At 53.4% G+C, this 24,606-nt stretch carries 20 protein-coding genes; 8 read left to right on the forward strand and 12 right to left on the reverse strand.

Going from position 1 to position 24,606, the window contains the following annotated elements:
* Window positions 1-35: 35 nt before the first annotated feature.
* Both U8T64_RS02195 and U8T64_RS02200 read left to right on the forward strand, forming a co-directional pair.
* Complete coding sequence (locus U8T64_RS02195; RefSeq protein ID WP_322180518.1) at window positions 36-518, forward strand: MGMT family protein; 483 nt, start codon at window positions 36-38, stop codon at window positions 516-518.
* Between the two features lie 1,080 nt (window positions 519-1,598).
* Entirely contained in the window at window positions 1,599-2,582 is a 984-nt protein-coding gene (locus U8T64_RS02200; protein ID WP_322180520.1) for a calcium/sodium antiporter, read from the forward strand.
* A 658-nt stretch (window positions 2,583-3,240) separates the two neighbouring features.
* Here the strand turns inward: U8T64_RS02200 and U8T64_RS02205 are convergent.
* The 8 genes from U8T64_RS02205 to U8T64_RS02240 all read right to left on the reverse strand — a co-directional run bounded on the left by U8T64_RS02205 (window position 3,241) and on the right by U8T64_RS02240 (window position 15,905).
* The gene (locus U8T64_RS02205) at window positions 3,241-4,188 is read right to left on the reverse strand and encodes a GNAT family N-acetyltransferase (protein WP_322180522.1); all 948 of its coding nucleotides are present in this window, start codon (window positions 4,186-4,188) and stop codon (window positions 3,241-3,243) included.
* Window positions 4,175-5,545, reverse strand: coding sequence for a GNAT family N-acetyltransferase (locus U8T64_RS02210; protein WP_322180524.1), 1,371 nt, complete (start codon window positions 5,543-5,545; stop codon window positions 4,175-4,177). Before U8T64_RS02210 ends, U8T64_RS02205 begins: the two co-directional genes overlap by 14 nt.
* A 674-nt stretch (window positions 5,546-6,219) precedes the next feature.
* Window positions 6,220-8,124: an ABC transporter ATP-binding protein gene (locus U8T64_RS02215; RefSeq protein ID WP_322180526.1), complete on the reverse strand. Its 1,905-nt coding sequence runs from the start codon at window positions 8,122-8,124 to the stop codon at window positions 6,220-6,222.
* A complete protein-coding gene (locus tag U8T64_RS02220; RefSeq protein ID WP_322180528.1) occupies window positions 8,105-9,943 on the reverse strand; it encodes an ABC transporter ATP-binding protein in 1,839 nt (612 codons plus the stop codon). Before U8T64_RS02220 ends, U8T64_RS02215 begins: the two co-directional genes overlap by 20 nt.
* A gap of 492 nt (window positions 9,944-10,435) precedes the next feature.
* A complete protein-coding gene (locus tag U8T64_RS02225; protein WP_322180530.1) occupies window positions 10,436-11,956 on the reverse strand; it encodes an RCC1 domain-containing protein in 1,521 nt (506 codons plus the stop codon).
* Between the two features lie 401 nt (window positions 11,957-12,357).
* Window positions 12,358-13,134 (reverse strand): MBL fold metallo-hydrolase, encoded by a 777-nt coding sequence (locus U8T64_RS02230; RefSeq protein ID WP_322180532.1) that lies wholly within the window; start codon window positions 13,132-13,134, stop codon window positions 12,358-12,360.
* Window positions 13,135-13,618: 484 nt separating this feature from the next.
* On the reverse strand, window positions 13,619-14,767 hold the full coding sequence (locus U8T64_RS02235; protein WP_367575391.1) for an aldo/keto reductase: 1,149 nt from the start codon (window positions 14,765-14,767) through the stop codon (window positions 13,619-13,621).
* Window positions 14,768-14,783: 16 nt separating this feature from the next.
* Entirely contained in the window at window positions 14,784-15,905 is a 1,122-nt protein-coding gene (locus U8T64_RS02240) for an aldo/keto reductase (protein ID WP_322180534.1), read from the reverse strand.
* Between the two features lie 493 nt (window positions 15,906-16,398).
* Between U8T64_RS02240 and U8T64_RS02245 the strand changes: the two genes are divergently transcribed.
* On the forward strand, window positions 16,399-16,791 hold the full coding sequence (locus tag U8T64_RS02245; RefSeq protein ID WP_322180535.1) for a DUF2752 domain-containing protein: 393 nt from the start codon (window positions 16,399-16,401) through the stop codon (window positions 16,789-16,791).
* 7 nt (window positions 16,792-16,798) lie between these two features.
* Here U8T64_RS02245 and U8T64_RS02250 read toward each other — a convergent pair whose 3' ends face one another.
* The 3 genes from U8T64_RS02250 to U8T64_RS02260 form a co-directional block, all read right to left on the reverse strand.
* Window positions 16,799-17,695 (reverse strand): DegV family protein, encoded by an 897-nt coding sequence (locus U8T64_RS02250; protein ID WP_322180537.1) that lies wholly within the window; start codon window positions 17,693-17,695, stop codon window positions 16,799-16,801.
* Between the two features lie 130 nt (window positions 17,696-17,825).
* Complete coding sequence (locus U8T64_RS02255; RefSeq protein WP_322180539.1) at window positions 17,826-19,154, reverse strand: MATE family efflux transporter; 1,329 nt, start codon at window positions 19,152-19,154, stop codon at window positions 17,826-17,828.
* Between the two features lie 9 nt (window positions 19,155-19,163).
* Complete coding sequence (locus U8T64_RS02260) at window positions 19,164-19,601, reverse strand: MarR family winged helix-turn-helix transcriptional regulator (RefSeq protein WP_322180542.1); 438 nt, start codon at window positions 19,599-19,601, stop codon at window positions 19,164-19,166.
* Window positions 19,602-19,740: 139 nt separating this feature from the next.
* On the opposite strand from U8T64_RS02260, the gene U8T64_RS02265 reads away from it, so the two are divergent.
* Window positions 19,741-20,190, forward strand: coding sequence for a GNAT family N-acetyltransferase (locus U8T64_RS02265; protein WP_322180544.1), 450 nt, complete (start codon window positions 19,741-19,743; stop codon window positions 20,188-20,190).
* Between the two features lie 24 nt (window positions 20,191-20,214).
* The gene (locus U8T64_RS02270; protein WP_322180546.1) at window positions 20,215-20,340 is read left to right on the forward strand and encodes a hypothetical protein; all 126 of its coding nucleotides are present in this window, start codon (window positions 20,215-20,217) and stop codon (window positions 20,338-20,340) included.
* 471 nt (window positions 20,341-20,811) lie between these two features.
* Here U8T64_RS02270 and rbr read toward each other — a convergent pair whose 3' ends face one another.
* Window positions 20,812-21,351: a rubrerythrin gene (rbr, locus tag U8T64_RS02275; RefSeq protein WP_322180547.1), complete on the reverse strand. Its 540-nt coding sequence runs from the start codon at window positions 21,349-21,351 to the stop codon at window positions 20,812-20,814.
* A gap of 278 nt (window positions 21,352-21,629) precedes the next feature.
* On the opposite strand from rbr, the gene U8T64_RS02280 reads away from it, so the two are divergent.
* The 3 genes from U8T64_RS02280 (at window position 21,630) to U8T64_RS02290 (ending at window position 24,250) form a co-directional block, all read left to right on the forward strand.
* Window positions 21,630-22,025, forward strand: a complete 396-nt coding sequence (locus U8T64_RS02280; protein ID WP_322180549.1) for a hypothetical protein — start codon at window positions 21,630-21,632, stop codon at window positions 22,023-22,025.
* A 28-nt stretch (window positions 22,026-22,053) separates the two neighbouring features.
* On the forward strand, window positions 22,054-23,301 hold the full coding sequence (locus U8T64_RS02285; protein ID WP_322180551.1) for an AI-2E family transporter: 1,248 nt from the start codon (window positions 22,054-22,056) through the stop codon (window positions 23,299-23,301).
* Window positions 23,302-23,401: 100 nt separating this feature from the next.
* Window positions 23,402-24,250 (forward strand): hypothetical protein, encoded by an 849-nt coding sequence (locus U8T64_RS02290; RefSeq protein ID WP_322180553.1) that lies wholly within the window; start codon window positions 23,402-23,404, stop codon window positions 24,248-24,250.
* The last annotated feature ends 356 nt before the right edge of the window (window positions 24,251-24,606 follow it).

The raw sequence follows: 24,606 nt of genomic DNA on the forward strand, positions 1-24,606 counted from the left end.
TGGGGTATGCTTTTTGAAAAAGGAGGCGGGGCTTTATGGCAAACGAGGAGAAAAAGGATTTTAACGCCATGCTGCGGGACAGCAAGGATATGCCGAAAACACAGATCCTGACAGACCAAAAAAGCATCGAAAAATACGGCGGGGACAAAATGTACTTTGCCCCTCCCATGGACTACGACCGGGTGATGAAGCGGGTGCCTTACGGCAAGCTTCTCACGGTGGGCTGTATTCGGGAGTATTTCGCCAGGGAAAACGGCGCGGATTTTACCGAGCCCATTACCGCCGGGATCTTTGCTTCCATCGCGGCCTGGGCGAGCTTCCAGCGGGAAAGCGACCCCACGCCCTATTGGAGAACGCTGAAGGCAAACGGGGAGTTAAACCCCAAATACCCCGGCGGGGTGCAGGCCCAGAAGGAAAAGCTGGAAGCGGAGGGACATACGGTTCTTTCCCGGGGCAGGACAAATCTTCGATACTATGTGAAGGACTATGAGAAAAGATTGTGGGAAATTAGTTGTTAGCCGTTAGTAGTTAGTTATTAGAAAAGGGCAGCGGCGAGCCGCCGCGGGCGCTCGTGGAGCTGCCTAGTACAGAAAATCAGTTTCCGGCCCGACCGCAAACAGGCGAATAAATTGGAATTTAGCGGTTATCTGCTCACTTCCCGCCTGTCATCCTGAGCAGAAAGCAAGGAGAACCTTGCTTTCTTGGCGAAGGATCTCGTCCTTTGGCTCTTTGACCAGGAATGAAGAGCGAGATCCTTCGTCGCTTTGCTCCTCAGGATGACAAAGGAGAGGACTTGTTCTTCTCTAACGACTAGTTCGTTAAACTACAGGGAGTCCCTAAAAACTCAGAAAAATGCAGTTGTAAAGCCTGTAAAAGGCCGATTTTTCTAAATCGTTTCATCGGAACATTGAGTTTTTAGAGGTTACCTATAATTTAACGGCGAGCAACTCACTTTCCTCCTGTCATTCTGAACCGCTGAAAGCGGTGAAGAATCACGTCCTTTGTCCTTTTCTGGAATTAAGGGCGAGATACTTCGCCGGGAAAGTGCAGAAAGCTATAGCTTTCTGCACTTTTTCCTCAGTAATGACAAGGAAAGAGGACTTGCCCTTCTCTAACGACTAACAACTAACAGCTAACAACTAGTTCGCCAAACTACAATTTATGTTAGTTCCCCCGCAGCCGGGTCAGAAATCTTTCTCCTGCACCGGGCCGCTTCCCAAGTACACGGCTTTCAAACGACATCTTGCGCATTTCCCGCTTTTCCCTATGGCCCCTCTTGACAAGCCTGTGAAATTTTGGTAAGCTTTGCAAGGAAATTCCAGCGGGGGAGTAGCAGGCGCGGCAGACAGTGCGAAAGGGCGGTTGGGCCCTGTGCTGTTTGATCGCGCAGCAAGTCAACAACCTCGGCCTTTGGGCCTGGCTTGCTTTTATTTGCGAGACTCGTGTATGAGCTTTGGGCGATACACGGGGTCTGTTTTGAGAAAAAGGACCGGGTATGGCACAAAGCCATGCTCGGTTTTCCGCATTTTGGGGAAGCCTAAGACTGATAAAGAACGTTTTACAGCAGCCCCGCTAAAAGAAAGGAAAGTGGTCAAAAAATGGTTGTTGCGGTTTTGTTGTTCCTGCTGGGTCTCATTCTGCTCATTAAGGGCGGGGATTGGTTTGTGGACGGGGCCACGGGCATTGCCCACCGGTTCCATGTGCCGGAGATCCTTATCGGCGCCACGGTGGTCTCCATCGGCACCACCCTGCCGGAGGTGATGGTTTCCGCCACCTCGGCGGTAAGCGGCCACGGAGAGATCGCCTACGGAAACGCTATCGGCTCCATCATCTGCAATACGGCGCTGATCGCCGCCATTGTGGTGGCGGTACGCCCAGGTGAGATCGACCGAAAAGCCCTTCGCGTTCCCATTGCCTTTTTCTTTGGAGCCTCCGCGGTATATATGGCCGCGGCTTATCTCTTCGGCAGCTTCAGCAGAATGACCGGCGTGCTGATGCTTTTGATTTTCGTCGCCTACATGGCCATTACCATTACCCAGGCGGTGAAGGGGCCAAAGCTCATTTCCGCCGTCGGTGCGGAAGAGGAAAAGGAGTCGGAAGAGGAAATGAAGCCCCTTTACAAGGATATTCTGCTGCTGGTGATCGGCGCGGCGCTGATTGCCGTGGGGGCCAACCTCCTGGTGGATAACGGTACCATCATCGCCCAGGCGCTGGGAGTGCCGGAATCGGTCATTGCGCTGACCTTTGTAGCCCTGGGCACCTCCCTGCCGGAGCTGGTCACCGCCATCACCTCTCTCATAAAGGGCCATGGAGCCCTGTCCTTAGGCAATGTGGTGGGAGCAAACCTCTTCAATCTGGTGCTGGTTTCCGGCGTTTCCACAGTGCTGTCTCCCTTTGCCGTTCCCAGCGGAAAACTGATCGCCGGTATGAACGCCTCCCTCATCGTGGATATCCCCCTGATGCTCTTCGTTATGGCGTTTTTGACCCTTCCAGCCCTAAAGCGCGGAAAACTCAGCCGCTTCCAGGGCATAACCCTCCTGGTGATCTACGCGGCCTTCTGCGGGTTTCAGTTTTTTCTGTAAGCCAGGGTGAATTTGAAAAAAGCATAAAACGGGCGCGCCGCGGTTTTTCCGCGGCGCGCCCGTTTAGATTCTAGATGCTGGATACTAGATGCCAGACGGTGGTGGCGCTGCTATGCAGCGCATTGAAAAAAGGGCCATTTGCAATGAGCAATGTAAGGCAATAAATTGTAACACGGTAAATTAGTTTAGCGGCAAAGCGCCGCGGCCACTCATATCCCTGCTTGGTGCAGAAACATGAGATTCCTGACCCGACCGTAAAAAACGCTAAATTATAGTTTAGCGCCCTTAGGCTCCACTTGCGCGAGTAAGGGGAGCTGTCACGGCAAGGCCGTGACTGAGGGGATTAAACCTGGCGGTTTTATCCCACTTTCTGCGTGTGACTATCCCTTCCACCGCCGTTCGGCGGTCCCCCTCCCCTTATAAATAAGGGGAGGCAAAGGGCAGTTAAATTCCAATTTATCGCTTTACTTGCGGTCGGGTCAGAAACTGATTTCCTGCACCAAGCAGCTCCACGAGTGGCTGCGGCGCCTCGCCGTAAATTCCAATTTACAGGCGTTGGTTACAACGCTTGTATTATTTTCAGCGCCTGTGCCTTTGCCCTTAATCATTGCTCATTTCTCATTGCTAATTGCTCATGCCCCCATAGCCCCCCTGCTTTTTACGCCAATAGAATATGTTCATCGATCCGGCGAACAACGCCGCAGGTGTAGGAGGTAAAGTGGCGATTCCAGAAGCCAGATGCCGGGGGATTGATGCTTTCAAAGTCCACCCCCAAAAGGGGGATCCACTCCTTATACAATGCGGCGGACACATATTCCAGCAGCGCTGTGAACACACCCTTCCTCCGGTGCTCCGGCAGACAGTACGCCCCGGTGATATGGCGGTAATCAGGGCCTCCGGCAACACAGGTCTCCCCAGAGGGGGAAAGCCGGAGAAAGGCGCAAAGCTCCCCTTGACAGCGGGAGACGAAGCACCGGTCTGTGCCGGAGGAGAAGGAGTTCTGAAACTGGTCCATGGTTTCCGGAGCCCGGTTCATAAAGAACGGGCTTTCCAGGTAATGCCTGTGCAGTGCAAGCTCCAGCGGGTACACCGCCGCACACTCTTCCAGCGAAAGCTCTGAAGCTGTGTAGCCCGGAAGCGAAACGGAGGGGTGCGGCGTTGTTTTTCGGATAGCGTCCATACACCGCAGACCAAACCCGTATTGGTAAAACTGTGTTTGGGCAGCCTGATCGTGTGCATAAAGGCAGATACCGTGGCTGACGGCCCCGGCTTTGACCCATTTTCGGGCAGCGTGGCAATAGAGAGCGGCATAGATCTTCTCCCGGTTTTCCGGCCTTGCTCCATTGGCCCCCATGGGGGAAAACACGCCTGTCGCGTCAGTGGAACGAAAGGCGTGTGCAAAGGGAGAAACGGCGCAGAGGAAGCCCACCAGGGCGTCCCCCTCCAGAGCGGCGGCGCCCAGACCGTTTTCGGCAAAGGGCTCCAGATCCAGCAGCGCCGAAGCCTTGGGAAGCGCCCTTGCGTGGCGGCGTTCCTCCCCATAACAGGAAAGGGCCAGGGCCGCCGCCTGCGGGATATGCTCCCGGCGGAAATCAACGATCTTCATACTGTGTTTCTCCTTTCTCCGGCACGGCAAGAGCCTGAACCATGATCAAACAGGGGTTTTCCTTGTTCCACAGGGTGGGAAAGCATTCCAGGCGGCGAAATCCCATGGCGGAGTAGAAAGCACGGGTGCGGGCATAGCCGGGGTCGGGGTTGGAATCGTCCAGGGTTTTGACCTGCAGGAGAGCATACTTTTGCCTGCGGCAGAAGGCTTTCGCCCATTCTACCAGTTGCCTGCCCGCTCCCCGGCGGTGCTCTGAGGGCAGCACTCCCATCACGAAGATTTCCGCCGCCTCCGAAGAGGTTTCCCGGACGGTGAGAAAGCCCACGGCAGTCTCTCCCTGAAAAACGGCGGCAAAGGGAAGGCCGCCGCTTTCCCGAATGTATTCCTCCCGGGATTCCTTCAGGCCAAACCAGCCTGGTAAAGCCTCCAGAATACTCCGGGCGATCCGCCGCTTTTCCGGCGGGGCTTCTATTTCCCGGAGGACAAGATTTTCCTCCTCGGAAGCACCCCGGCTCCAGGCTTCCCGAAAGGCCTTCAGGATGGGGAACCGGTTTTCCCGTTTTGGGGAAAGGGCCTTTTGCACCGCCCGGAAGCGTGCTTCCGTTTCCTCCCAGTGGGCCCGGTCCTGATACTCCTCCCCGGCAAAGAGGAACAGTAAGAGCTTCCCCAGGGTAAAAACATTGGTGCGGGAATCCAGCACCGCGCCGGGCTGAGCTTCCTCCGGGGCCTTTAAGCGAGGCGAACCGGGCCAATCCTCCCCCAGGTCGTTTCGGAGGGGAGCCCTGCGGAACAGATCGATATCGCAGATGATGAGGGTATCGGTGAGAAAATTGTATAACAAGCTGCTGTCGTAAAAATCCACCGCCACAAAGCCCCGCTCTTCCGTATAGCAGAGAAAATCAAACAGCGTTTCCGCGGCCCGGCGCTTCTTTGCGAGGGGCAGGGCGCGGAGCCTGACGTAGGCGGAATCCGGGTGAGTAAATTTCGGCTTTTCCTCAAATTCCCAATGGGCGTGGGGGCAGCCGCCCTGAGCCCACTCAAAGAGCAGGGCAAGCCCATGCTCCGTTTCCAAACGGCCCAGATACCGGATCACACTGGGGTGAGGCAGGGCAAGATACACCTGCTCCGCCTTTTTCAGACGGTCGATGGCCGCCTCTACCGTGCCGGAATATTTCGCCGTTTTCGCTCCGGCGTATTTGACAAACAGCTTCCTGCCATTCTTTTCCACGCCAAAGGAAAGATTGCCGGAATCGTTTTGAGAAAATACGCAAAAGGGAGCTCCCAGCTCCAAAAGCCAGGAAAAATCCTGAAACTCCCGTAAAGGAAAGCTGACGCTTCCCAGGTCGATGGTTACCATAAAAGGACCCCCAAATAGTAGTTAGTAATTAGTTGTTAGTGGTTAGAGAGGGAAATTTAGATGCTGGACAGTGGATACCATGAGGAATTATGAGGGCAAGGGCACAAGCGTTGTAACCAACGCTGCTAAATTATAAATTTACACACACTCTTGGCTCCCCTTTCAGGGGAGGCAAGGGGTTAGTGCTATTCGTTAGTCAGCTAAATTCCAATTTATTGCACTAACTGCCCCCGTTGTCATCCTGAGCGGAGCGAAGGATCTCGTCCTTATTCCCTGAGTAAAGAGCCAAAGGGCGAGATTCTTCACTTCGTTCAGAATGACAGGTGGAGGTAAGCGGGCAACTGCTAAATTCTAATTTAGCGCTTTACTTGCTATCAGGTCAGAAACCGATTTCCCGCACCAAGCAGCTTCACGAATGGCTGCGGCGCCTCGCCGCCAAATCCCACAATTCAGCAATCTCTGCTTTTGCCCTTCTTAATTGCTCATTCCTCATTGCTTTTCGCTGCCGGAATGAAAAAACAGCGCCTCCGGAAAAACCGGGGCGCTGTTCGCTGCAAGGAAGTTGGAAAAACGGCTCAAAGCCGTTCTTTTATTTGCGGGGAACGAAATGCCGTCAGGTTTTTCCGAAGCTGGTTCATTTCTGTTCCCCCCCCTTTTCTTTTTCTATTTTGAGTTTAGCATTCCGCAGGCGTTCTGTCAAGGGCTTCCCGCTCTTCGGGGGCGTAATATTGGGCCTGGGCGTCCCAAAGGGCCCGGTACACGCCGGTTTCTTCCTGAAGAAGGGATTCATGGCTGCCCATTTGCACCAGCTCGCCCTGCTGGAACACGGCGATCCGGTCGCAGAAGCGGCAGGAGGAAAGCCGGTGGGAAATACAGACGGAGGTTTTATTCCGGGCGATTTTCGCAAATTTCCGGTAGACCTCGTATTCCGCTACAGGATCCAATGCGGCGGTGGGTTCGTCCAGCACCAGGAAAGGAGCGTCCTTGTACAGCGCCCTTGCAATGGCCAGCTTCTGGGCCTCGCCGCCGGAAACCTCCACGCCCTCCTCCTCGAAATCCTTGTTCAGGTAGGTGGCAAGGCCATGGGGCATTTTGGAAAGGCGTTCCTCCATGCCGGCTTCCCGGAGGCAGTCTCTGACCCGCTGTTCGTCATACTCCATGCTGGCGGCCACGCTTTGGCCCAGCTCGAAGGAAAAGAGGTGGAAATCCTGAAAGACCACGGAAAACAGGTCGAGATATTCCCGGTAATTATATTTTTGAATGTCGATGCCGTTTAGGGTGATCACTCCTTCCGTGGGGTCATACAGGCGGCAGAGAAGCTTGATCATGGTGGTTTTACCGCTGCCGTTTCTGCCCACCACCGCCAGCCGCTCGCCGATCTTCAGCTTCAAATTCAAATGGCGCAGGGCGTAAGCCTCCGTGTTCGGGTACCGGAAAGAAACATCATGAAATTCAATGAGGTATTCCCCATCGTTCCGCTTTTCCGTAGGCAGAGTGCCATTATACCTGTCGTTGTGGAGCTCCAGAAACTCAAACACATTTTTCAGGGAAGCATGGTTTGCCATCAGATCGGAAAGGGCGTCAAACAGCTTTTGGCAGCCGGCGGAAAAGCGATTGACCGCGCCCACATAGGTGACCACCCCGCCGATGCCAATGAGCCCCAGATACGCCTTGGCGGCCACCACAAGATATACGAATAGGCTCATTACATAAGGCACGGCGGCGGAAAGGGCGGCGGTAGGGCCGAACCACCGGGCGATCTGATTGGAAAAGCGATGGTCTTCTTCCGTGGCCTCTTTCATCTCTCTGTGGATCAGCTCTGTTTCTCCGTAAAGCCGTATATCCTTTCCCCCCTTGTGGTCAGAGGGAAGCGTCCAATAAAAGTAACTGAACAGGCGGTTTGTCAGGGTCATGTCCTTGGACATATCGTCCAGCCGTTTTGCGTCCAGCTTGGACAGGAAATAGAAGACCACCAGGCTCAATAAGAGAAGCGCAAGCAGGAGCGCGGTGCCCCAGTGAGAGGCCAGCACCTCCGCCGGCCCGGCAGGATTTTTCACAGTGACCAAAAGCAGACCGATCGCCAGCACGAAGGAGGAAACCGCGCCTACAAAGCCTTCTACCAAACCGTCTACGACCTGGATCAGCTTGAACAGCCCGTGTCCCGACCAGTTTTGCATTTGCTTGATCTGATCCAGGCGTTCATGGACGCGCACGTCCTCCACATGCTCGTAATCCATGGAAAGCATTTTTCGGGCGTAGGTCATGTAGGCGTCGTCCCAGCTGGTAGCAGTGGCGGCTTCTTTTTTCCGGTTTAAGAGGTTTTTCAACAGCAGCAGCGCAAGATTGACACCCACTGTCAGGGCGGCCAAAACCAGCAGACGGCGGCCGTCCTTTGCCCCGGAAAGCTCATCGATGATCTGCCCGGAAAAGTACAGGGTCACCAAAGGGGCAATGGCGGTAACAGCGGCTCCCGCCCCGTGGAAAAACAGCTCTTTTCCCTTGCCGATCTGAAGGATCAGCCGGTAGCCCCGCAGCAGCAGGGCGCAGTGTTCTTTCAGATTACGCCAAAGCTGTTTCATTCTGTTCCCCTCCTGTTCCATTTTTTCGATAATACGCGCTTTGGATCTCGTACAGCTCATAATATTTTCCCTGCCGGGAGAGCAGCTCCTCGTGGGTGCCCTCTTCTTCAATCCTGCCGTTTTCCAGGAACAGCACCCGGTCGCAGAAGCGGGTGGAGGAAAGCCGGTGAGAAATGAAGAGGGAGGTCTTCCCGGCGGTGAGCTCGCCGTATTTTTCGTATAGCTCGGCTTCCGCAATGGGGTCTAAGGCTGCGGTGGGTTCGTCCAGCAGGATCATGGGGGCGTCCTTGTACAACGCCCGAGCCAGCATCAGCTTCTGGGCCTCGCCGCCGGAAAGCTCCACGCCGTCATGCCAGATGTATTTCATCAGCTTGGTTTCCATGCCCTTCGGCATGGCCTCCACCTTTTCCCACAGCCCGGAAAGCTTTAAGCAGGCCTTTACCCTGTCAGGCTCCGGATTTTCGTTCATGGAGACGTTCCGCGCCACCGAGTACGCACGCACGCCGGATTCCTGAAATACCGCGGAAAACATGGTGTAATATTCTTCCCGGTCAAATTCCGTCACAGGAATGCCGTTTAACAGCACCTGCCCCTCGGTGGGATCGTACAGCCCGCAAAGGAGCTTTACCAGCGTGGACTTTCCCGCGCCGTTTAAGCCCACCAGGGCGGTTTTTTCCCCGGCCCGCAGAGTCAGGTTCATTTGATGAATGGTGTCCCGCTTCGCGCCGGGATACCGGAAGGATACATTTTGCAGCGTCAGCTCCCATTTGTCCGCCTGGGGCAGGGGCCTGCCCCCCTCCCGCCGGAACGCATCGGGATAATCCAGAAACGCCCGGTAGTCCGCCGTTTCCAGATGCAGCCGGTGCAGGGTGGAAAATTCCATGAGGCAGGCAAGAAACTGGTTGGAAAAATTGCCCACCGCCGAAAAATACAGCACGAAAGCCGCAGGATCGATCTCGCCCTGAAGGGCGCTCCACAGCAAAAGCCCATAGGCCGCGCCCTCTCGCAAAAAGCCCAGCAGGCAATCGGCGGCGTCCGCCAGAAAGGCGACTCTTCCCGCTTTTTCCGCCCAGTGAAACCGCAGCTTCTGGAAGCTGTCGTAAAGGTCGGAAAGCCAGCTGGCCATACCGAACAGCCGCACGTCCTTGGCAAAGCGGTAGTTTCCCGCCTCCTCGTAAATGTAGCGCATTTTTCGGTCATAGGGCGCCCAGTTGTCCCGGTTTTTGAATTCCCACTGGTTTGCCGCCCGCCGGGAAAGAAATCCCAGAGAGGTCAGTACCGCCACGCCCAGCGCCGCCAGGGGGCTGTATGCCCACAACACCGCGCCGAAGAACAGCAGCCCCACAAGGCCAATGAGCAGCCGGCGCATCACCCGGTAGCATTCCTCTCCGCCGGAGGAGTTGCTGTTTAAGTACCCGTTGGCTTTTATTCGGAGATCCAGAAAATCCTGGTTCTCGCCGTTGGGGTAATCGGTGGAAATGATTTTCAGGCATACCATACGGTTCATTTTTAAGCGGGGAAAAATCAGATAGGCAAAATCCGTAAACCGGGCAAGCCCCGCGCACCCCGCGCCGCAGAGCAGAAGCCCCAAAGACCAGCCTGTGATCTCCAGAAGCAGCGCTTCAAAGCTTGCTCCGCCCTGCAGCAGGGCAATGACCCGGCTGGGCAGGACCATGGCGATAGCGGGGATCCCCAGCTCCAGTAAAATGGAAACAGGATACCAGAAAAACAGCATGGGCGTGGTTTTCCACGCCATCTTCAGCAAAAACAGCACATTGCCGCCCATGGAATAGGCAGGCTTCTTTTTGGGTTCCTTCATGTGATTCGCTCCCTTCGTACATAGTATAATCCCCTTCCCGAAAGAAAAGGGGATTTTTTACACGAGTGGTATCCTGTGAAGCATGAACGGCAGGAAAACAGAGGAAAGTTTGCTTAGGACGAAACAAAAGAGCTTTGTTTCGCGGTTCCGTGCTTCTCCGTAATAATCGATTGCCTTTCCATGCGGCTGGCCGATCACGCTTCCATTCCACGGCAAGGGGAGCTTTCCATTTACAAGCTCCTTTGGACCGCTCGCCCTCCAGTGGGTGGCTTTCAGAGGCAAAAAGCAAGAGCAGCGATCATTCTTGCTGCTCTTGCAAATGTTTACGATTTAGAGCCTATCCCGAAATAAGACGTGCGCAGATTGCGCCGTCAGATTTTCAGCCAGACAAGGCGGTTTTTCGCGGGCGGGCTGTCGCCCGGCAAGGAAAACCAACGATGTATGGTTGAAAACATGCAAGCAAGATGTGTGGGTTTATTTTCGGAGAGGCTCTTATTCCTCGTCCTTCGTGATGGCGTCCTCCAGAGACTCCACATCGATCTCCTTGCCGTCCGGTTCTTCCGCAGGCTTTTCGGCAGGCTCCGCTTTCTCATCAGCCGGCTCCGGCACAGAGCTTTCTTCCGCTTCCGCCGCCGCTTTCTGCTGCTTTGCCATGTCCTTTGCCAAACGGATCAGCTCCCGGTCTGAAAGCTTTTCCTCCGTTTCGGTTTCTGCTTTCTTGGGCTTCTCCTTCTTTTCCGGCTTCCCCTTCAGGGTGCGGACAATCAACCAGGCGAACACCACCGCGATCACTACGATCAGCAGGACGACCAGCACGGTTACCGAAGCGCCGGAGGCAGGCTTGGGAGAAGACGCCACGCCCTCCGTTACAGAAACGGCCTCGCTGAGGTTTTCCAGGGAATCATTTCCCAGCTGGCCCTTCTCGTTATTTCCCAGGGCATACACCTGGCCTTCTTCCGTTAAATACAACATATGCCCGCCGCCCAGGCTCACATCTGTCACGGCCTCGGCCACCTGAATGGGGGAGGAGGACATTTCACTGCCGTACTGCCCATAGGCGTTGCTGCCCCAGGCGTACAGCGTACCGTTTGTCAGAACCGCTGCCGAAAAGCTGTCGCCACAGGCGATGGAGGCCGCATCGGACAAAATCTGCACCGGCTCCGCAATATTGTCATAGGTGCCGTTTCCCAGCTCACCATTGGCATTGTAGCCGCAGGCCCACACGGTACCGTCGGTTTTGAGGATCAATGTGCCGAAGGCGGTGCAGGATACAGCCTCCACATCCTCCATGACCTGCTGGAAGGTCAGCTGGTCCTCCGTGGTTCCATCACCCAGCTGACCATAGGTATTTCCGCCCGCCGCCCACAGGGTGTGGTCGGCTTTTACCGCCATGGTGTGCTCTATGCCCACCGCCACGCTTTTCACCTGATCCAAGGTCTCCTTCGGGGCGTTCATGCTTTCCGTGCTGCCGTTTCCCAGCTGGCCCTTGCTGTTCCAGCCCCACAACCACAGGGTGCCGTCCCTTGTGATGGCCGCCGTATGGAACCGGCCCGGCGCCGCGGTAACGGTATCATTGAGGATCTCCGCAGGAACGGTACGGTTTTCCGTATCTCCCAGGCCCAGCTGACCGCCTTCATTCCAGCCCCAGCCGTACAGCATACCGCCGTTATCAATGGCAAAGGTATTCAAATAACCGGCATATACCGCCCGCATATCGTTTTTTACCTGCACAAATACAGTGCTGTCTCCCCCGGAAGCAGCTGCCGTTTCACTGCCCTCCCCTTCGGAAGAGGCTTCTCCCTCCGCGGGCGCCTCAACGCCAAGCTGCCCGTAGGTATTGGAGCCCGCAGTCCATAGAGTACCGTCTTCCTTTATGATAGCGGAATGCAGAAAGCCCGCCGCCAGCGGAGAGGCCTCCGGTTCCGCAGAAGCCGCCAGCGCGGAAGAAGCGGTTCCCACACTGAACAAAACCGCGCCCAGCAGCGCCGCTAATCTTTTTCCTTTCAACTTCATAAGGGTTTCCTCCTTACAGAACACAATAAGATAAACTTATTATAAAATATCACAGCGCCGGTTTCAATACGGATTCTGTGAAAACTTCGTGATAATTTGCTGAAATCCATTGAATTTGAGACGTGGATAAGCGAAAGAATACAATCCCTCCATAATGATTTTTTAGCGCGAAGATCCCTCTCAAAACTCAAATCTTTGGGAAGCACAAGAGCCTTGCCGCAAAGCTTTTCTGAGCACTGAGAGTGTGCTCTGTTCTCTTGTCCCCTTTTTATTTCTCACTTTCTGCTCCATCTCAAAGATAGAAAAAAGCCTCCTGGCCGGAGGCTTTTTTATGTTTAGAGACAGATGCAATAAGATCCGATGAAATACTGCGCGCTTACATTCTGCCGGTACAAGCTTTTCTATTCTTCAATGTGTTCCGGAGAATAGAAAAGGCCCAGCATAGAGCCATGTGCGACCACGGCATAGGGGATCGTTTGTCCCGCGGCGGACATGGTTTCCGTTTCTCCCCTGAGGCTGCCGCCGCGCACGGCCTTTACCGTATCGAGCAGGTCGTGAACATACTCCAGCCGCAGCTCTCCCGGGGACTGATTCCGGTGGCCGGGCAGGAAAAGCAGATCGGGAATCTCCTTCAGCCTGGCTAAGGCCGCCTCCAGATTTTCCTGAAACCGGGAAAGGGGCAGGCTGTAGGGAAGCTGAAGCCAAATAGGGCCAGAGCCGAAGCTGTCTCCGGAAAAGACCAGATGATCCTCCCGATCCAGAAAAATCGCGCTGCCCGGCGTGTGGCCCGGCACCAAAATGGTTTCCAGAGCTCGCCCGCCCAGCTCAAACACCTGTCCATCCTTCAATGGCATAACTGCTTCCTGAGCTAAAGCGCCGCTTCCAGATCCGGAAAGCAGCGGAAGATCGGAAGACTCCATGAAAACAGAGCAGCCCGCTTCCGCAAACTCCCGGGCAGCTCCAATATGATCGAAATGCCCATGGGTCAAAACCAGATCTACCGGAAGCTTTGTGAGCTCCCGAACCTTTTGATAAATTCCGGCGGCTTCCTGCAGAGCATCGATCAGCACCGCCCGTTCCGAGCCGCAAACGAGATATGCGTCCACCGCCGTACCGGGAGCGTTTTCCGTAAGGATCCAGATCCCCTCCCCGTGCTTTGTTACAGTTACTTCATTCATAGTTCTCATCCTTTCCTGGATTTTAACAGCCTTTCTATTCCGCATGGCCCTGCCATAGTACTTTCCCAAAAAGCGCCGCACCCGGTTCAAAAAAGGGCAAAACGCAAATTATGTCTTGTAAAATGAGCAATTATTAAGATCAAGAGCACAGGCGTTGTAACCAACGCCTGACAAATTGGAATTTGGCGGTGAGCCACTCACCTCCCACCTGTCATTACTGAACAGAAAGCAAGGTGGCCTTGCTTTCTCAGTGAAGAATCTCGCTCTTTGCCCTTTTCCCCAGAATCAAGGTCGAGATTCTTCGTCTCTTCGTTCCTCAGAATGACAGCGGGGAACTGTTCGATAAATTGGAATTTATCGCTCTGCTCTTGCCCTTCATTGCTAATTCCCAATTCCTAATTCCTCATTGCTATGCGCGTCCAGCAATCTAAAAAAGTGCGTTGCAGAAAGAACTGCAGTGCACTTTTTCTCTAACAACTAAAAGCTACTTTCCGTAGTGCTTCGCCACGTCCTGCAAGTGTTGAATGATGGGCAGATGCTGGGGGCACATGCCCTCGCACTGGCCGCAGGCAATGCAGTCGCCCGCTTTGCCGAATTCTTCGGTAAGATGGTCGTAATTGCTGAAATTCACGGTCCAGCCCTTTTCCTCCAGGTGCTCCCGCATATCCTCATTGTACAGGGAGAAATACTGGGGAATGGCGATTTTTTGCGGGCAGCCGTCCGTACAGTAGGAACAGCCGGTGCAGGGAATGGCGATCTGGCCGTTTATGAGCTTTTCCGCCTTTTGCACCAGAGCCAGTTCCTCTCCCTTCAGGGGCTGGAAGCGCTCCATATAGGAAAGGTTATCCTCCATCTGCGTCAGGCTGCTCATGCCGGAAAGCACCATGAACACGTTTTCCAGAGAGGCCGCAAACCGAACGGCCCAAGAGGCCGGAGAGCTTTCCGGCGCGTATTCCCGGAACAGTTTTTCCACCTCAGCGGGCACCTTTGCCAGGGTGCCTCCTTTGACGGGCTCCATGACGATCACGGGCTTATCGTGCTTTACCGCTACCTCATAGCATGCCTTCGACTGGACCCACTGGCTTTCCCAATCCAGATAATTGATTTGCAGCTGCACAAATTCCAGCTCCGGGTGCTTTGTTAAAATCTCGTCCAGCACCGGGGCGGTGCCGTGGAAGGAAAAGCCGGGACACCGAACCAGGCCCTGCTCCTTCTTTTCCATCAGCCAGTTGAAACAGTCGAATTTTTCAAATTTCGGATAATTGCCGCCGTCGATTCCGTGGAGCAGATAATAGTCAAAATATCCCGCACCGGTTTTTTCCAGCTGCTGGTTGAAAATTTTGTCCCGGTCTTCCAGGGAGTCGAAGAACCCGGCGTTCAGCTTGGTGGCAAGGGTAAAGCTTTCCCGGGGGTAACGGCTTACCAACGCCTCCTTGACGGTGGGCTCGCTTTGAAAGCCGCAGTACATCCAGGCGGTGTCAAAATAAGTGAAGCCCTTTTCCATGAAGTGGTCTACCATTTTTTTGACTTGCTCCAGGTCGATCTCTCCCGCCTTGCCGCCTTCTCTGACCGGCAGGCGCATAAGCCCAAAGCCCAGCTTTTTGCCGGGCATTCCCAAGGTAATATCCTTCATAAACTTTCCTCCTGCCTTATTCCAGAGCGGCGGCGCACTTTTTCAGAGTTTCAATGATCTCGATATGCTGGGGACAGTGGGCCTCGCAATTTCCGCACTGAACACAGTCGGAAGCTTTGCCGCCCTCGGAAACAGCGTGCTTGTAATTGCCTTTGGCGCCCGCTTCGTTGTTATAGAGCGTGTAATTGTTCATTGCGGAGAAAATGCCGGGAATGTTGATCTTCTGGGGGCAGCCGTCCACACAGTATTTGCACCCGGTACAGGGAATGGTGGGAGTGCTGTTCAGAATATCCACCGCTTTTTTTACGACCTCCCGCTCTCCATCGGACAGGGGCTGGAAGTCTTCCATATAAGACACATTGTCGTTCAGCTGCTCTTCGGTAGACATGCCGGAAAGCACCGTGACAATGCCCTCTAAAGACGCCGCGTACCGTACCGCCCAGGAAGGAACGGAAAGCTCCGGGGCCGCCTCCTTGAAAAGCTTCTGCACCTGGGGGGTCATGGTGGCGAGAGAACCGCCCTTTACCGGCTCCATAATGATCACGGGCTTCCCGTGCTTTCTGGCCGTTTCATAACACAGCCGGGACTGAACGCTTTCGCTGTCCCAGTCGGCATAATTGATTTGCAGCTGCACAAATTCCGCCTCGGGGTGCTTCGTCAAGATCTCGTCCAGCACCTGGGCGCTGTCATGGAAGGAGAAACCGATATGCTTTGCCCTTCCCTGCTCTTTCAGGCCCTTGATAAAGTCCCACGCCCCCAGCTCCTCAGCCTTTTGGGCGGCGTCCTTATTGAGGGCATGCAGGAGATAAAAATCGTAATAGGAAAGCCCGGCGCGATCCAGAGATTCCTGGAAGATCTTTTCCATTTCCTCCGGGGCCTTCAGATCCCACAGGGGCAGTTTTGTGGCGCACTGGAAGCTCTCTCTGGGGTAGCGGTCCACCACGGCCTCCTTCAGGGCAACCTCAGACTTGCCCCCTATGTACACATAGGCCGTGTCAAAATAGGTAAAGCCCTTGCTCATAAAGGTATCGGCCATTTTCTTGACCTGCTTGATGTCGATCTCCTCGCCCTTCATGGGCAGGCGCATGAGCCCAAAACCCAGCTTTTTAATGCTTTCGCCCAAATACTTTTCCGCCATACTGCAACAGATCCCCTTTCTTTTTGACAGAGGATAGGATCGGCCTATTCCCCTGCCTGAAGCCGCTTCAGCGGCTCTTTTTTTCTTCGTGAAAATTTTGAATGATCACTTGCCTCTATTATAAAAGGTAAAGGGGACTTTAAGTCAAGTGTTTTTTTGTGTTTTGTAAAAATATCGTAAGCCCCCAAGGGTAGTCTTTTTTCCGGGGAAATGATATACTAGATGCTAGATGTTAGATACTAGATACTGGAGAAGGGCGGTACAAGGAATAATGAGGAATGAGCAATGAGCAATTAAGGAGGGCATTTTCCCTCCTGTCATTGCTTTTGGGAAGAAGCTTGTCCTTCAAACCCCTATAAAAAAGGGCGAGATCCTTCACTTCGTTCAGGATGACAGTGGGAGAGTCCAAGATAACAACAGGGAAGCCCTTTGCCCTTTCTAAATTGCTAACTACTAATTGCTAACTACTTTCCTACGATCGAGGTGATCGCAAATGAAAAAAGAAACGCGGGCTCGGACAGTTCGGGTCATTGCTCTGCTGCTGGGGCTTTTGGCGGCATTTGTTTTGGTGGTCTTTCTCTGGCAGCCGCCCTGCCTGATTTTAGAGGCTACCGGGCTGTACTGCGCCGGGTGCGGCGGCCAGCGAATGTTTTACGCTTTGCTGCGGGGAGACCTTTTGACGGCTTTTTTCCACAATCCTTTTTTATTCTGCCTGCTGCCGCTTTTTGGCGGGTATCTTTTCTGGGAAGCGCTGCGTTACCTAAAAAAGCAGCGCCCGCTGTATAAAAGCAGGCGCTGTTTATGGCTTTTTGGTTTTATACTGATCCTGGCAGTGCTCTTCACTGTTTTGCGGAACCTCCCCGGCGTCCGCTGGCTGGGGCCTTAAACGAGCGCTATAGCTCGAAGGAAACTCCATCGGCTTCCGGCTCTATTTTCATGCACACCACGGCCATGGAGCCAGCGCCGATATGGCAGCTGATGCTCAGAGCCAGGGGATCCAGTGAGATCTTATGCTTCGGGAATGCGGAGGAAAGGGCTTTTTTCCATTGAGACAGTGATTTTTCATCACAGGTGTAAGCGCCCTTGATCAACACCTCTTCTCCTGCGAACCGACTCTCTATATCGTTTTTCACGGCCTCCAGCATTTTTGTTTGGGCCAGCTTCATGCCCCGCACCTTGGCATAGGCGTCCAGTTTTTCCCCCTGGATCTGCAAGACGGGCTTGATGTTCAAAATAGTTCCCAGGGCCGCTCCCGCCGCAGTAACACGGCCACCCTTTTTCAGATATTTCAAGGTATCTACCGCAATATAAATGCTGGCGTCCAGAGCGTGCTCCAGTAAAAACGCTTTGATCTCGGCGGCCTTCCTGCCCTCCCGGGCCAGCTTTACAGCCTGCAAAACCGACTGCTTCTGAGAACAGGAGATCCTGTGGTTATCCACCACCTGTACCCTTCCCTCATAGCTCTCCGAAAGCATCAGAGCCGTCTGCACGGAATTGCTGAGCCCCCCGGACATGGGGATATAGACGACCTCCTCGTATTCCTCCAGCAGCTTATCCCACAGGGCGGTCACGGATTCCGGACTGGGCTGAGAGGTTTGCACATCGGCGCCCTCCTCCAGCTTCTGAAAAAATTCCTCCCGGGTAATGGAAACGTCCTCAAAATATTCCGTTCCGTCAATTAAGAACGGCATGGGGATCACACCGATCCCGTGCTTTGTCCCCTGTGCCTGAGTGATCCCGCTGTTGCTGTCTGTCGCCACAGCCACAGTGGGCTTTTTTTGTGCTGCCATACCTAACCGGCCCCTTCCTTATCCTGTGTTTCAGCTTGTATGTAAGCCGTTTTCTCCCTATTTCAAGGTTTCAGTATAGCACGAAACCGAAAAGAGGTCAACGCCATTCTTCAGCTGTTGGGGCTGTTCCCTAATACCCGTATTTTTTTCTCAGCGCAAAGAGGAATACCGCCGTTACAACAGCGGCCATCAGCTCTGCCGCCACAATGGACAGCCACACGCCGTCGATCCCCCACAGCAGCGGCAGCAGCAGCACCGCCGCCACCTGGAATACCAGGGTGCGCAGAAAGGAGATCAGTGCGGAGACCAGCCCGTTATTGAGGGCGGTAAAAAAGGAGGAGCCGAAAATGGCGATACCGGAAAACAGGAAGGAGAAGGAATAGATCACAAAGCCCCGAAGGGTCAGGGCAAGCAGGTTCTCGTCATAGCTGACAAAGATCAGGGAAAGCGGCTTTGCAAGCCCCTCTGAGGCCAGAAGCATGGCAAGGGAAAAAATACCGATAAGCACCAGGCTTTTTATCCGCAGGCTGCGAAGCTCTTCCCGGTTTCCCGCGCCGTAATGGAAGCCGATCACCGGGGCCGTGCCCACCGCGTATCCGATAAAGACCGCCAGGAAAATCATATTCACATACATCAGCACGCCATAGGCTGCCACGCCGTCTTCTCCCGCGTAGCGGATCAACTGAATGTTATACAGCATCCCAATGAGGGACATGGAGATATTGGACATCAGCTCCGAAGAGCCGTTTGTACAGGTTTTTAACACCGCTTTTCCATCAAAGGCGGTTTTTCCCAGCCGCAGCAGGCTGGAATTCTGGCGGAAAAAGTAAGCAAACGCCACTACCGCCCCCAGGTACTGGCTAAAACTGGTAGCGGCCGCCGCTCCCTCAAGGCCCCAGGAAAACACCGCCACAAAAAGCCAGTCCAGCACCATGTTGGAAACGCCGGAAAGCACGGTCACAAAAAGCCCCAGTTGAGGCTTTTCCGCCGTGACAAAGAAGCTTTGAAACTCAAATTGCAGCATGTAGGCCGGGGTGGCCAGCAGAATGATCCGGCCATAGGAAAGGCAGTGCTCCAGCATTTCTCCCGAAGCGCCCATTGCCGCCGCAATGGGGCGCAGAAGCAGAAAGCCCAGCAAAGTAAGAAGCAGCCCGCTGAACACAGAAAGATAAATGAGCAGAGAAAAAATTCGGTTCGCCCGTTGAGGGTCCCCTTCCCCCAGGGTTTTGGAGATCAGGGCGCTGCCGCCTGTGCCGAACATAAAGCCTACCCCGCCCAAAATCATGAGAAAGGGCATGATGAAATTGACCGCCGCAAAGGGTGTTTTGCCCACGTAATTGGAAACAAAAAAGCCGTCTACCACGCCATAAATAGAGGTAAAGATCATCATGGTGATGGAGGGCAGCGTAAATCGAAGCAGCCGCCGGTAAGTAAAATGATCGGATAATTGTATTTTCATAAACGCTCCTTACAGTGTTTTCGCTTTTTCCTTCAGGGCGGAAAGATACCGCCGGGTCAGCTCCAGATACAGTTCTCTTTCTTCTTTTGTCCAGGCAGCCCAGATCTCTTCCTCCAGCTGAAGCACCCGCCGCGCGGTAGAATCCGCCAAAACTTTTCCGGCGGGAGTCAGGCATACCCTTTTCCGCTTTCCAGCAAAAGCCTTCAGCACGATCATACCTTGCTTCTCCAGTCTGCGCAAAGCGGAATTTACCGTTTGCTTGCTGATGCCGGAAAGCCGGAGAATATCGCTCAAAAGGCACTGGCCCTCAAAATCGTAAAGAATGGAAAGCACAGCCAGCTCGCTGTCGGACAAGCCCAGCTTTACGGCGATTTCATGGTAAACATAGTCGATCTCCGAATTAAGATAATAGATCTCCGTCATTTCCGTTTTTCCGGGATATTCCATAAACCAATTCCCCCAGTCCGAAATCGTACTAAAACACAGTATAGTATGATTTCGTACCATTGTCAAGCAAAGCTTTTCAAAAAATTCAGCGGCAACAAAAAATTTGTGCTATACTGAAGTACAAGAGGTGGAACAGGCTATGAAGCTTTTAAAAATTCGGGATCACGGAGAGTTTGCTCAACAGGCCGCCGCATGGTTTCATGCCAAATGGGGGATCCCTCTGGAGGCCTACCAGGAGAGCATTGGGGAATGCTTGAAAAAAGAAACTCCCATTCCCCAGTGGTATCTTGCCATGCTGGGACGGGAGATCATAGGCGGGCTGGGCGTGATCGAAAACGATTTTCACGAACGGAAGGATCTTTCCCCTAATATCTGCGCGGTCTATGTGGAAGAAGCGCACCGTGGGAAGGGCATTGCCGGGAAGCTGCTGGGCTATGCCAGCGAGGATATGAAAGGCTTCGAGATCAATACCCTTTACCTTCTGACGGATCATACCTCCTTTTATGAACGCTATGGCTGGGAATTTCTGTGCATGGCCCAGGGAGATGGAGAAGAGCAGCCTTCCAGAATGTATGTGTTTCGGGGATAACCGCTGGAAAAGGGCGTATAGGCAATGAGGAATGAGGAATTAGCAATGAGCAATGAAGGGCAGGGACAAAGCAACAAATTGGAATTTGGCGGTTACCCAGCTACTCCCCTTTTTGTCATTCTGAACGAAGTGAAGAATCTCGTCCTTTAGCCCTTTTTTAGGGAATTAAGGGCGAGGTTCTTCGTCAAGAAAGCTATAGCCTTCTGCGTTCCTCAGAATGACAAAGGAGGGCAGTTAGTACAACAAATGATAGTTTATATGGCACCCCCTTGGCTCCCCTGAAAGGGAAGCTGTCACGGCGCAGACGTGACTGAGGGGTTCCGACAGAAGAGCAGAAAAAACCAGGTTTTATACAGGTTTTTAGCGAGCTGGAACCTCTCCACCGCCTATCGGCGGTTCCCCTCCCCTTTCAGGGGAGGCAAGGAGGTTCTGTTATTCGTTAGCCCACCAAATCCCAATTTAGCGACCCCTGCCCTTGCCCTTTCTAATTACTCATCGCTCATTGCTAATTCCTCATTAGTATATGCCGCCCCTTGTCCAGCATCTAAAAAGCAAGCAGCCGCCGCAAAAGGTCAACTTTTACGGCAGCTGCTCTGTTTTTTACGCCATGCCTGGCTGAAATCAATAATTTTCCGCTTTGATCTGGAAATAGGCCTGGGGGTGGGCGCATACAGGGCAGACCTCCGGGGCCTTTTTGCCGATCACGATGTGGCCGCAGTTCGCGCACTGCCAGATCACATCGCCGTCTCTGGAGAACACCAGGCCCTCCTCGATGTTTTTCACCAGCTTGAGGTAGCGCTCCTCGTGCTCCTTTTCGATCTTCGCTACACCCTCAAAGAGATTGGCGATCTGATCGAAGCCTTCCTCCCGGGCGGTTTTGGCAAAGCCGGCATACATATCGGTCCATTCGTAATTTTCCCCGGCGGCGGCGTCCTTCAGGTTGTCCAGGGTATCGCCGATGCCGCCGTTTAAGAGCTTGAACCACATTTTGGCGTGCTCTTTTTCGTTTGCCGCAGTCTCCTCAAAAATATTGGCGATCTGCACATAGCCGTCCTTTCTTGCCTTGGACGCGTAATAGGTGTACTTGTTGCGGGCCTGGGACTCTCCCGCAAACGCGGTGAGCAGGTTGGCTTCGGTTTTGCTGCCTTTCAGTTCTGCCATGGTAAATCCCTCCTGAAAAAATTTATGGTCGAAGCTTTCTTACTGCTTAGTATAACAGGAAAAAACTGGAAGTCAAGATTAAAATAAGAATTATTGTTATTTTTTATACTTCCTTTCCTGTCCCCAATTTGTAAATTTATCGTAAAGCCGGTAAAAGTCCGGTTGAAAACAACGGCTTCCGGCGATATACTAAAGGAAAAGCCTCCGACAAGACCGCGCCTGCCCGTGGGAAAGCGGCTTGCCGCGAAAGCTGATCTCAAGCAAAAGGCGGTGCGCACATGCTGATGCAAAAATTGCAGCGGTTTCTTTATGGCCGGTATGGGACAGACACATTCAATTTTGCCCTGTTGATCTCAGGGGTAGTATTCTCCCTTCTGGGTTCGTTATTCTTTCGTCCACTGTATTTTCTGGCGGATATTCTTCTGATCTACGCTCTGTTCCGGGCACTTTCCAAAAATATTCCGGCCCGTCAGCGAGAAAATCAGGCGTTTTTGAAGATATGGCTGCCTATAAAGGGCTGGTTTCGCTTTCAGAAGCAGAAGCTCTCTCAGCGAAAGGAGTATAAATATTTCCGGTGTCCCAACTGCAAGCAGCGGCTTCGGGCACCCAGGGGCAGAGGAAACATTCAGGTGACCTGTCAGAAGTGCCGCCACGTGTTTCTGAAAAAGACCTAGGCACATAAAAGAGGAAGGGGAGCGTTCTATGAAGCTGAAGGACGTAAGAAGTGACCTGAGAAAAGAGAAAGGGGCGCTGTACACTGGTGCGGCGCTGATGCTGCTTGCCGCCGTACTGATTCTGGCAATTTTGCGGTTTGATACGGTGGTGGGGTGGCTCCGTATGCTCTTAAACGCGGTAATGCCCGTTTTCTGCGGGATCGTTATCGCCTACATTCTCAATGTGTTTGTCCACTTTTTTGAGGATATCGCCTTCAGGCCCTTTGAAAAATGCAAGACAAGGGCATGGAAAAAGGCAAAACGGCCCCTGGCGGTGGCGCTGGCCTATCTGGTAGTGCTGCTGGTGATCCTCTTTATTGCCTGCTTTATCATTCCCGGGCTGATCGAGTCGCTCAGTGTTTTGGCGGAAACCGCACAGAAAACGGTACCCGCCTATACCAACGAAGCGGTAAAATGGGTCACGGACTTTGCCCAGAAAAACGACCTGACCTTTGTACAGGAATTTATCAAGAGCTTTAACTGGGGCTCTCTGTTCTCCAACGTTACGAAAATGACCACGGATTTTGTGACCTCCCTGGTAAATGTGACCGTAAACGTGGCCTCCGGGGTATTCACTTTTATTATGGGCTTTATCTTTTCCATTTACATGCTGTTCGGCAAGGAAAAGCTGCTGCGAAGTGTAAAATCCACCCTGCTGGCATACCTGCCGAACCCGGTGGCGAAAAAAATCGCCCGTATCGGCGCGGTAACGAACAAGGTATTCTTTTCCTTTATCCGGGGCCAGCTTTTGGAGTGTGTGATCCTGGGCTCCCTGTGCTACATCGGCATGAGCATCCTGGGGCTGGAATACGCCCTGCTGATTTCCTCCATTGTGGCGCTGGGCGCCTTGATCCCCATTTTGGGCGCCTATATCGGCTGTGCCTCCGGTGTGGTGATCCTGCTGCTGGTACACCCCATCGACGCCCTGATCTTCCTTATTTTCCTTCTGTGCTTACAGCAGGTGGAAGGAAACCTGATCTACCCCAGGGTAGTGGGCTCCTCCATTGGCCTGCCCCCGGTGTGGACGCTGTTTGCCGTACTGTTCTGGGGCAGCGTGCTGGGAATCCCCGGTATTTTGATCGGCACGCCCACCACAGCGGTGATCTACCGGCTGTTGCGTTCCTCTGTACATACAAAGCTGCGGGAAAAAGAGATCGATCCGCTGGATCCCCGGCTTTCCATGCCGGTAGCCCTGGAGGAGGAAAGCATGGAACAGCAGAAGCTGGAAAATGTATAAGCGTTCAGATGCTGGAGGCTAGACGGTAGTGGCGCCTTCGGCGCAAAAAAGGAAGAGCAAAGAAGATTTTTAGTTGTTAGACTAAGAGAAAGGAAACGCTATGCTGCGGAGACTGACGAAGCGGAAAGAGCTGGAGAAATATCTTGATTTTGCCTATGGACTGGCGCTGGAGCCCTCTTATTCCGGCTATCCCACCTATGCGGACGGAGTAAAGACACGGCAGGATTTTATCCGGCAGGCACAAGAGGCACTGGGCAATGAAAAGAAGGGCATTTTCCTTTTTGAACGGGAGGGAAAAGCTGTCGGGTGGATCCAATATTACTGTATTCCGGAGGACCGGTATTTTTCCTCCTCCAGCTTTCTGACGGAAACGGGAACCGCCCAGGCGCTGGAAGAATTTCTGGCCTTTGGGAAGGAAAACTATCCCGGCTATGACGTGTGGCTGGGCTTTCCGGCGGAAAACCGGGAGGCGGTGGAATATCTGGCGGATCACGGCTTTCAGCTGCTGGAGCGCAGCCAGCACGAAATACTGTTCTTTGAGGAATACGCCCCCTTGCCGGAAACCGGCGATCTCCGAAGGGTGACAAAGGAAAATTTTCAGGATTTCCGGGAGCTTCACGACCCCATCGCGGAAGAGATGTACTGGAACAGCGACAGACTTTTCAAAGCGCTGGATCAATGGGAAATCTACCTTCTCTATGAAAACGGCAGAGCGGAGGCGGCGGTCTACTGGACCGATGGAACGCTCATGCTGGAAATTTTCGGTATGGATTTCCGAAACGGCCTCTTCCGGGAAGAGCTGTTCCGAAATCTGCTCATCAAATGCTTAAACGAAGGAAAAAACAGCGGCGCTAAAGCGCTGTGCTATTTTATGGAGGAACAGGAAAAACAGCTTGCCGCGCCTCTCGGTTTTCGGCATATTGGGGAATACCTGTGCTTCCGGCGATAAATCGTTTTCAGGCGCAGAGCAAAAAACACAGCGGCAGCTGCAAAAGCTTAACCTTTGCAGCTGCCGTTTTTTCGATACTGAATTCTGGATGCAGGTCGAACGGTAACTGATAGTTTAGCGGCGAGTCGCCGCGGGCACTCGTGTCCCCACCGAGCATGGTCGGTTAGTTTCCGGCCCGACCGGAAGGAAATTGTTAATTAATAGTTTAACGCACACTTTCCTACCTGTCATTCTGAGGAACGAAGTGACGAAGAATCTCGATCTTGATTCTGGGGAAAAGGGCAAAGAGCGAGATTCTTCACCGAGAAAGCAAGGCCACCTTGCTTTCTGTTCAGTAATGACAGGAGGGAGGTGAG

Source organism: Neglectibacter caecimuris, from assembly GCF_034335015.1.
In the GTDB taxonomy this organism is placed as follows: Bacteria; Bacillota; Clostridia; order Oscillospirales; family Acutalibacteraceae; genus Acutalibacter; species Acutalibacter caecimuris_A.